This window comes from Vibrio sp. 811, assembly GCF_033339195.1.
The window spans coordinates 1-519 of the sequence record NZ_JAWOUB010000938.1 but is presented as its reverse complement, the minus strand read 5'-3'; the positions used below and the strand labels follow the sequence as shown (position 1 = coordinate 519).

Sequence of the window (519 nt, the reverse complement as noted above, 5' to 3'; positions counted from 1 at the left end):
GTTACATGTACGACACCAGCGCTCAAGATAAGGTAACATCTATCTCGGTACCAGATTCAGATCGTCAGTGGTTCTCAACAGGTTTCTCTTACCATATCGACAACAGCTCAAACATTGATTTTGGCTTCACATACTTGCTAGGTGACGATGTAAAAGTCAATGAGAATACTCAATTGGCCCCTGGTCTTTCTACAGGTGTAACAGCTACAACGCACGCAGACGCTATCCTGTTTGGCTTACAATACAGCCGTAGCTTCTAAGAAAATTCCTTATATTTAATGTAAGTAAACTCTATATAAAAGGCTGGATTTCCAGCCTTTTTTCTTATCTAACACTTATCGTCCGCTCAATTTGAGTGAACACGTGTATCTAAAAATCACAATTAGACCTCACAGGTGTTCGCTGAGTTTTTTTCATTCCACTATCATGGTCAGATTATAAAACCATAAACAAGCAACAAATTAGAACAAAATACTAAATACATTCATGTTCCGGATTTTCATTTCTAAAGTAATAACT

General features: G+C 37.4%; 1 protein-coding gene. It reads left to right on the top strand.

Going from position 1 to position 519, the window contains the following annotated elements:
• The coding region (locus R7Q46_RS30230) for an outer membrane protein transport protein (protein ID WP_318078723.1) at positions 1-260 on the top strand (260 nt) is incomplete at its 5' end.
• Between the last annotated feature and the right edge of the window lie 259 nt (positions 261-519).